We start from the raw sequence: 9,116 nt of genomic DNA, 5'->3' as shown, positions 1-9,116 counted from the left end.
ATCCGCCAAAAGAACTCCACCCCAAACCACCCCACCACCTGCGGGAAAGTCGAACGCTTCCAGCAGACGATGAAGAAATGGCTACGAGCCCAGCCTGATCAGCCGGCAACCATGACCCAGCTACAGGCCCTCATCGACCGCTTCACCCACGCCTACAACCACCAGCGCCCGCACCGGTCATTGCCACACCGAGCCACGCCCGCCACCGTCTACAACACCCTGCCCAAAGCACTGCCCGCCACCAGCCGCCAGGCCGACACCCACACCCGGGTCCGCCACGACCGCATCGACGACTCCGGCGTCGTCACCCTGCGTACGGGCAGCCGGCTCCACCACCTCGGCATCGGACGAACCCACGCCCGAACCCACGTCATCATGCTCGTCGACGATCTCCACGTCCGCGTGATCACCGCCACCACCGGAGAACTCCTCCGCGAACTGACCATCGACCCCACCCGCGACTACCAACCCCAAAGAAAAAACCCTCCGACCCCGTAGGTTCGGAGGGTTTCCGATGTCCTGAGACATCACATGAGTACCCCGGGTGGGATTCGAACCCACACTTCGCGGATTTTAAGTCCGCTGCCTCCGTCCTGATTGGGCTACCGGGGCAAGATGATCCGGTCACGGACGGGCCGGGCGGACGCTGGAGATGTCGGCGGTGCCCGGCCGATCGCGCCGATCACTCGGCGGCGTCAGTGCGTGACGTTCAGCGCTGGAGGTCGGGCCCGTCCCGTGAAGAGACGATTTGTGCCACGCCGGCACCCCCCTCCGTCAGTCGCCGTCGTCCGCTGCACGGGTCATTCGCCGCTCGTTCGAGCTTGACTATCGCAATCTATTTCGGCAATTGCCCCGCGTCATCCCCCTAATTCGTTAGAGCTGGCATTAGAGATGCTTAAAGGGCTGCCTTTAGTCGCATATCAGCGGCGCCGAAAAGGGGTGCTTCGGTCTGCTCAACCGGCCCGGTGGCCTGCGCGGACGCGTGTCCGCGGGGCGGACCGTTCAAGGAGGTCCCGCTCGCGGGTCGGAGAGTCCTTGGTGAGCGGTCGGCGGGGAGCCGGTCGGGGCACCGGGCCTCTGTCGTCGCGGTCTGCGACCGGGCGGTGGACTGCCCGCGAAACGGGCCACGTTGCGGAGGATCGCTCGTCCCAGGGGCCGCGGGAGCGCTCAGCGGCCGGTCCCGGGATTTCGGCGCTCGGCGGACCGCGGCGCGGCGCTCGGTGGTGTGGTGGGGGCGCTCGGGCGATCCTTGGCCGCTGACGATGAAGGGCGGCGGGCCCGCAGCGGGTGCGCCGAGGGGCCTCGGGCTCATATGACGGCGGCTCGCCGCGCCGTCCGCCGGCCGCCCTCGCCCGGCGTCTTGGGGGACGCGGCCGTCGGAATGGCTCGCCAGGGGGCGGCGGCTTCGCCGTGCCTTCGGCTTGCGGGCCGCGGCGGCGGGGGAGTCCGCCGCGACCCGCAACCGCAGTGACCGTGGGGGCGGTCAGTCGGATGTCGACCGGGGGGCCACCGGTGGAGAGCGCCCGGACGGGCTCTCGCTTTGTCCTCCGACTACGCCATCCACTTTCGCCGGTCCAGGGCCGAAAGTCAGCGCGGCCAGCCACCATCTTCGGGTCCCGCCAGCGGTAACCCACATCTACCGGCTGGCCGGGATGCGCGACGGCCGTGCGTTGGTGATATCGGTCCGCGCCGACGCCGCAGCGGTCCCTTAGGTACCAGAACGTCACCCGCGTCACAGTCCTGGGCGGTCACCGACATACTGGACATGCCGATGCCGAAGAGAGGTGAGCTTGCCCATGGCCCGTGTCCTCGGTTCGCCGCAGGAGGTGCTGGCCGCCGCCGACGTCGAGCGGTTCATCCGCTCGTCGCTGGACGACGATGAGTACACCGGCAAGAAGGTCTGCGTGCTGGTGCCGGACGCCACCCGCAGCTGCCCGCTGCCGATGCTCCTGGACGGTGTGCACGCGGCCCTGCACGGGCGCGTCGCCGAGCTGACCTTCATGGTCGCGCTCGGCACCCACCCGGCGATGAGCGAGGAGGAACTCGCCGCCCTGTTCGGCCATCCACCAGGCCGTGCCGCCGAACGTTACTCGGGGGTCACGATCCGTAACCACGAGTGGTGGGACCCCGGCATGCTGGCCTCGGTCGGAGAGATCAGCGGAGCGGAGCTCGCCGAGCTGTCCGGCGGCCGGCTGTCCGACCCGGTGGAGGTGCGCCTCAACCGGGCCGTGGTGGAAAGCGACATCACGCTCGTCGTCGGTCCCGTCTTCCCGCATGAGGTCGTGGGTTTCTCGGGCGGCAACAAGTACCTGTTCCCCGGGGTGTCGGGCCAGGAGGTGATCGACGTGTCGCACTGGCTGGGCGCGCTGATCACCAGCGCGGAGATCATCGGGACACGCGGCACGACGCCGGTACGCGCGCTGATCGACCGCGCGGCGGCGAAGGTGCCCAGCGAGCTGCGGTGCTTCTCGCTCGTGGTGGAGTCCGGCACGTCGAACCTGCATGCGATCACGTACGGGGGCACCCGGGACGCCTGGGCCGCCGCCGCGGACATCACCGCCCAGGTCGATGTGAAGTACCTCGACGCGCCGGTCAAACGGGTGCTCTCCCTCGTGTCGCGTCGCTACGACGAGATCTGGACCGCCGCCAAGGGCATGTACAAGGTCGAGCCGGTCGTCGCCGACGGCGGCCAGGTGGTCCTGTACGCGCCGCACGTCACCGAGGTGAGCCGCACCCACGGCGAGGCGATCCGCGCCGTCGGCTACCACTGCCGCGACTACTTCGTGAAACAGTGGGACCGGTACAAGGACCGGCCGTGGGGCGTGCTGGCCCATTCGACGCACCTGCGCGGCGGCGGCACGTACGACCCGGCCACGGGCGAGGAACGCTGCCGCATCGAGGTCACTCTCGCCACGGGAATCGACGCCCGCACCACGGGTGACCTGGCCCTGTCCTACCTCGACCCGGCCACGATCGACGTGGAGGAGTGGTCCCGCGACCCCGAGACCCTCGTCGTCCCCGACGCGGGAGAGATCCTCTACCGCCTCCGCTGACGCCGGAAGACGGCCGGCGCGGCCGTCGTGAGCGGGCGAACCGGAAGGTCGCGCGCCGGGTCACCCTTCCCCGTCCGCGGTTCCCGGGGAGACCCGGTGCCTGCGGAGCGTTTTCGCGGGGTGCGGAGAGGCGACGGCTCGTGAACGGATGGCGCCGTGTTCGGCCAGGATGTCGATGAACGCGGAGATGTGCGGCACCTCGGCGGTCGTGGTGAAGGCGACCAGCTCACGGTGGACCGGCGGGTCCGGTTCGAGCTGGGCGCCGCCGAAGTCGGCCTCGATCATGTTCCGCGGCACCAGCGCCGGACCCAGCCCCGCCGCGGCGAGCTGGACCGCGGTGGAGGTGTGGTGCGTGTGTACGGCGGGGCGCGCGATGAATCCGGCGGTCGAGCACGCCTGGGCGACCACGCCCGCCAGCCCGTTGTCCGGCGTGTAGAGCACCCAGGGCCGGCTCGCGAGCTCGGCCAGGCGCACCCGGCGGCGGCCGTCGGCTGCCACCGGGTCGTCCTTCGCCAGCACCACGACCAGCTCCTCCCTGCCGAGCGTGCGCACCGGCCCGTCCCAGTGCAGCGGTGCCGCGCTGACGGCGACGTCGACACCGCCCGCCGACACGAGGTTCGCCAGGTCGGCACTGTTGCCGAACTCCAGCAGCTCGACGTGGGAGTCCGGGTACCGCCGCCGCCACATCTGGACCGCCGGCGGGATGATGCCGAGCGCGATCGAGTACAGCGCGGCGATCCGCAGGCCGATCCGGGCCATCTCCCCGCGGGGACGGGCGACGTGCAGGGCCTCCTCGGCGCTGTGCAGCGCGGCGATCGCGTGCGGCAGGTACGCACGGCCCATCGGCGTCAGGCGTACGGTGTCGGGAAGACGTTCGAGCAGCGGGTGCCCGACGTGGCGCTCCAGCGCCCGGATCTGGTGGGAGAGCGCGGGCTGGGAGACGGAGAGCCGCTGCGCCGCCCGGGTGAACGAGCCTTCCTCAACGACGGCCAGCAGGTACTCCATCTGCCGGAAGCTCATGCGGAAATTGTATGTCCGCAGGTGAGAGGCCTGCTGAGCCGAGAAGGGTTGCTCGCCTGCGATGACCGCCGCGCCTTGATCGTGTTCCGGGAGCGGACCGCCGGTCAGGTCGAGTGGCGCGAATATCAGCTGTCACAGCATGGGACCTCAACCGCATGGGCCCCAGAGGCTGCGAGAACGCGACCTCACGGGTTCCGTCTCCATCAGCGGCGGGCGACCGCGCCGAGGAAGCCGAGCGGTACGCGGTCGCCGGCCGGTGGCTCGGCGGCGCGCCAGTGTTCGACGCCGACCAGACCGGGTTCGAGCAGCTCCAGGCCGTCGAAGAAGGTCGCCACCTGGGATGGGGAGCGTGGAGTGATCGAGCCGAGAGAGGTGGTCGCGTAGATCTCGCGGCCTTCGCCGGCGACCGCTGGGGCGACCTCGTCGGCGGTGATGTGGGAGATCACCAGGTGGCTGCCGGGGGCGAGCGCGGCGCGCAGCCGGGTGAGGACGTCGGAGACCTCGCGGTCGTCGGGTATGAACTGCAGCACCGCCACGAGCAGGAGGCCGACGGGGCGGTCGAAGTCGATCAGGGCGCGGGTCTCGGGATGGCTCAGGATGTCGTCCGGACGGCGAAGGTCGGCCTGGATCACCGTGCTCCGCTCGTCGGTCGCCAGCAGGGCGCGGCCGTGGGAGACCACCACGGGGTCGATGTCCACGTACACCACACGCGACTCGGCGTCCATCCGCCCGGCCACCTGGTGGGCGCTTTCCCGGGTGGGCAGGCCGGTGCCGATGTCGATGAACTGGCGGATCCCCGACTCGGAGAGTAACCGCACCGCGCGGGCCAGGAAACCGCGATTGGCCCGGACCCATTCCGCGGCGTGCGGCATGATCTTCATGATCCGCTCGGCGGCCTCGCGATCGGCGGCGAAATTGTCCTTGCCGCCGAGGTAGTAGTCATACATCCGGGCGACGTTGGGCGTCTCCGGATCGACATGCTCGCCGACCACGGCCGCACCGCCTTCCTCAAGATCGCGGAATGCGAGACTATCCCCCGGCACCCCCTCGTGGGACGCGTCAACGCATCCTCATCCGGCCATCCGCGGGAGAGGGCGGTCGCTTCTTCGCCGACCGCCGTGACCATGGTGCGGTGCTCCGCCGGGCACCGGGCTCGCTCGTTCTGCGCCGTCACAAGGTGGCGTGCTCGGCGAGCGTCTCGATGAACGCCGACGCGGGCGGGGAGACGTACTGGCGGGTGAAGGCGACCAGCTCACGGCGGATCGGCGGATCGGGACGGATCGTGCAGCGTTCGAAGTCGGGGCCGACCACGTTGGCGGGTACGAGGGCGGGGCCGAGCCCGGCCGCCGCGAGTTCGACGGCGGTCGCGGTGTGGTGGGTGCGCACGGCCGCCCTCGGCGTGAAGCCGGCGCGGGCGCAGGCGGCGCCGACGAACGGTGCCAGGCCGAAGTCGGGCGCGTACAGCACCCAGAGGCGGTCCGACAGCCGCCGAAGATCGATCGACCCGCCGCCGTTCCGCAGCTCCGGGTCGTCGTACGGGAGTACCACGAGGAACTCCTCGGGGCCCAGGGCCCGGCACGGGCCGGTCCAGCTCGTCGGCGCCGGCCCGATCGCGACGTCGGCGCCGCCGTGAAGCATCTCCGCCGTCAGCAGGTCGACGTGGGAGAACTCCCGGATCCGTACCCGGACCCGCGGGTGCTCGTGCCGCCACACGCGGATGGCCCGCGGGATGATGCCGAGGGCGATCGATCGCAGCGTCGCGACCCGCAGCTCGCCTCCGGAGAGCCGGCCGACCGCGCGGGCGGCGGACGTCGCCTCGTCGGTGCTGCGCACCGCGGCGATGGCATGGGGCAGGAAGGCGTTGCCGAGCTCGGTCACCTCGACCGTACGGGCGAGCCGGTCCAGCAGCGGGCCGCCGACCTCGTCCTCGAGGACCTTGATCTGGTGGGACAGCGCCGGCTGGGAGACGAGCAACCGCTCGGCCGCCCGGGTGAAGGAGTGTTCTTCGGCCACCGCGATCAGATATTCGAACTGCCGCAGTGTCATGAAGAAATTATATGAGGCGCAGAAGAAGCCGGTCTTTGCCCGATATGCCAGGTCAGAGCCACCATAGAGGCGTGCTGGGAGGAACGGGGCCGCGTCTCGCGCGGCGCCGTCGTCCCACACCCGTGAGGACCACCAGGAGCGGCCCCGCGCGCCGGATGGAGACAGGGGATTCATCTCAGGCAGCCGATGCGAGGGCCGCGTCCCGCGGACCGGGTAGGCGACCCGGATCCGCAGGGAACGGCGGGTGCCCGCGGGGCCGCGCCTTCATGGGGAGGAGGCCGCGGCCCGCGGGCACCGCATCTTTCCGCCCCGAGCGTCGGTTCGCGAGCGGCCGCTCTGATCCGTCCGCGACCGTGCCCGTCCCGTCGGTACCCGGCCCTACCCGGGCACCGACCACACGTCCGCGGGGCCCGTCACGACTCCCGGATGCGGACCGCGCGTCGTAGATCGTCGAGCTGGTCGGCGAGTGCCCGGCGCAGCGCGGGGATGAGGTCCTCCTCCAGGCAGCGCTCCGCCGCCTGTACGGTCTCCGGCGTGGCCGCGTGGTCGGGGAAGAGCACCTGTCCCAGGGCGATCGCGACCATCGGGCCGCGCTTCCCCGCCGCCGGGACCTCCTCGAAGTAACGCCGCACGTAGCCCTCGGTCGCCTCCGGCATCGCCGGCTGCCAGAAGCCCTCGGCGGTCGCGATCAGCAGGCGGTTCGACAGCGCGCCGTCGGTGAACATCTGCTGCCAGGCGCGCTCCTTGGTGTCCCGTCCCGGCAGGGCCGCGCTGCAGCGTGCCGCGCCCTGGCAGCCGGTCGCGCTCGGGTCGCGGGCCAGCTCCTCGGCGATCTCCGCCTCGCCCGCCTCGCCGAGCGCGGACAGCTGGAGCAGCGCCTTCCAGCGCAGCTCCGGATCGAGGTCGGGCCCGCCGGGCACCCGCTCGTCCCGCAGCCATTCGCGCAGCGCGGCCACCTCGTCCGGCGTCGACGAGCAGCGGATCAGGCCGCGTACGGCGGCCAGCCGTATGCCGGGGTCGTCGTCGGTGGTCCGGATGATGCGGCGGCAGACCTCGGCGAGGGTGGCGATGGCCGCCGGGCGCCGTTCGGGGGCCAGGTAGCGGTCGGCGATCTGGTCGCGGGCGAACGCGAGCATCGCCTCGACCACGGACACGGCGGGTTCGGCCGGCAGGTGCGTCTCGACGAGCGCGAGGAAGTCGGCGGCCGGCAGGTCGCCGTCGCGGACCATGTCGCGGGCGGTGTTCCACAGCACAGCGCGGGTCAGCTGGTCCTCGATCGCGGACAGCCCCGCGGCCACGGTCTCCCAGGAGCGGTGGTCCGGGCGCACCTTCGCGTAGCCGAGGTCGCCGTCATTGATCACCAGCAGGTCGGGGCGCGCGGCCCCCGCGAGCTCGGACAGCGTCGTGCGGTCCGCGCCATCGGCGGGCAGGTCGACGCCGATCCGGTCGCGCGGCGTCAGCCGGTACGCGCCGTCGCCGTCCGCCTTGTCGTACAGGCCGAGGAGGATCCGGTGGGGGCGCGTCGGCCTGCCGGTGTGCGCGATCGCGGCGGAGACGATGGCGCCGTCGCGCTCCTCGACCTCGGCGCGGAGGGTGTCCACGCCGCTGCTCCGCAGCCAGCGCTCGGCCCAGGAGTGGACGTCGCGGCCGGGCGCGGCTCCCGCGAGGGCGTCGAGCAGGTCGGCCAGGTCGGCGTTGCCGAACCGGTGCCGGGCGAAGTGGGCGTTGACGCCCGCGAGGAAGGCCTCCTCGCCGAGCCAGGCGACGAGCTGCCGCAGGACGGAGGCGCCCTTGGCGTAGGAGATCCCGTCGAAGGCCACCCGCGCCGCCGCGGTGTCCGCCAGCCCCTGGGCGGCGACCGGGTGGGTGGACGGGCGCTGGTCGGCGTCGTAGCCCCAGGCCTTGCGCTTGACCGCGAACCCGGTCCAGGTCGTGGTGAAGCGGCTGACCTCGGCGATCACCTGGTGGCCCATGTACTCGGCGAAGGACTCGTTGAGCCACAGGTCGTCCCACCACCGCATGGTGACCAGGTCGCCGAACCACATGTGCGCCATCTCGTGCGCGATCACGATGGCGCGCTGCTCGCGCTCGGTGTCGGTGACGGCCGAGCGGAACAGGAACTCGTCGCGGAACGTCACGCAGCCCGGGTTCTCCATCGCGCCGAAGTTCAGCTCGGGCACGAAGGCCTGGTCGTACTTGCCGAACGGGTACCGCTCGTCGAACAGCTCGTGGTACCGGTCGAGGCTGCGCCGCGTGAGGTCGAAGATCTCCTCGGCTTCCAGGAAGGGAGCGAGCGAACGGCGGCAGTGGAGGCCCAGCGGGACGCCGTCGTGCTCGGCGTGCACCGAGTGCATCGGCCCGCCGACGATGACGGCGAGGTACGTGCTGATCGGCGGCGTCGGGGCGAACTCCCAGCGCCCGTCCCCGGTGCGCTCGCCGGTCCCGTTGCTCAGCACCGTCCAGTGGCCGGGCGCGGTCACCGAGATCTCCAGGACCGCCTTGAGGTCGGGCTGGTCGAAGCACGCGAAGACCCGGTCCGCCTCGTCCGGGGCGCACTGCGTGTAGACGTACACCTCCCCGTCGGCCGGGTCGGTGAACCGGTGCATGCCCTCGCCCGTACGGGAGTAGTACATGTCCGTCTCGATCCGCAGCTCGTTGTCGGCGGCGAGGCCGGGCAGCGGCAGGCGGCCGTCGTCGAACGACGCGGGGTCCAGGTCGGCGCCGTTGAGGGTCAGCCGGTGCAGGCGCGCGGGCCGCAGCTCGACGAACGTCGTGGCGCCGGGCTCCGCGCAGCCGAAGCGGATCACCGTGGTGGAGCCGAACACCTCTTCGCCCCGCGTGAGGTCGAGGTGCACGGTGTAGGAGTGAACGTTCAGCAGCCGAGCGCGGTCCTGCGCCTCCGTGCGAGTCAGTGGTGCTGGCATGTCGGCTATGTTGCCCTATCTCGGTGAGATGAGATGCGGGGGCCGCATCCGATCGACGGCCCCCGCCCCGGCG

The 9,116-nt window shown here is 71.4% G+C and carries 6 protein-coding genes and 1 tRNA gene; 2 read left to right on the top strand and 5 right to left on the bottom strand.

From position 1 onward, the window contains the following. Positions 1–498 (top strand): integrase core domain-containing protein (locus tag ABEA10_RS45780; RefSeq protein WP_345474984.1); only part of this gene is annotated, 498 nt, incomplete at its 5' end. 38 nt (positions 499–536) lie between these two features. Here the strand turns inward: ABEA10_RS45780 and ABEA10_RS45775 are convergent. After that, a tRNA-Leu gene (locus tag ABEA10_RS45775) sits at positions 537–612 on the bottom strand. 1,184 nt (positions 613–1,796) lie between these two features. Here ABEA10_RS45775 and ABEA10_RS45770 point away from each other — a divergent pair. Next, entirely contained in the window at positions 1,797–3,053 is a 1,257-nt protein-coding gene (locus ABEA10_RS45770; protein ID WP_345474983.1) for a lactate racemase domain-containing protein, read from the top strand. Positions 3,054–3,113: 60 nt separating this feature from the next. Here ABEA10_RS45770 and ABEA10_RS45765 read toward each other — a convergent pair whose 3' ends face one another. The 4 genes from ABEA10_RS45765 to pepN all read right to left on the bottom strand — a co-directional run bounded on the left by ABEA10_RS45765 (position 3,114) and on the right by pepN (position 9,043). Next, complete coding sequence (locus ABEA10_RS45765; RefSeq protein WP_345474982.1) at positions 3,114–4,073, bottom strand: LysR family transcriptional regulator; 960 nt, start codon at positions 4,071–4,073, stop codon at positions 3,114–3,116. A 203-nt stretch (positions 4,074–4,276) separates the two neighbouring features. Further along, the gene (locus ABEA10_RS45760) at positions 4,277–5,065 is read right to left on the bottom strand and encodes an SAM-dependent methyltransferase (RefSeq protein WP_345474981.1); all 789 of its coding nucleotides are present in this window, start codon (positions 5,063–5,065) and stop codon (positions 4,277–4,279) included. Between the two features lie 178 nt (positions 5,066–5,243). Beyond that, positions 5,244–6,119 (bottom strand): LysR family transcriptional regulator, encoded by an 876-nt coding sequence (locus tag ABEA10_RS45755; RefSeq protein ID WP_345474980.1) that lies wholly within the window; start codon positions 6,117–6,119, stop codon positions 5,244–5,246. Positions 6,120–6,532: 413 nt separating this feature from the next. Then, the gene (pepN, locus tag ABEA10_RS45750) at positions 6,533–9,043 is read right to left on the bottom strand and encodes an aminopeptidase N (RefSeq protein WP_345474979.1); all 2,511 of its coding nucleotides are present in this window, start codon (positions 9,041–9,043) and stop codon (positions 6,533–6,535) included. Between the last annotated feature and the right edge of the window lie 73 nt (positions 9,044–9,116).

The organism is Actinoallomurus oryzae (assembly GCF_039541955.1).
In the GTDB taxonomy this organism is placed as follows: domain Bacteria; phylum Actinomycetota; class Actinomycetes; order Streptosporangiales; family Streptosporangiaceae; genus Actinoallomurus; species Actinoallomurus oryzae.
Note: the sequence above shows the minus strand (reverse complement) of the source record. Positions and strands in the feature narration are given on the sequence as shown.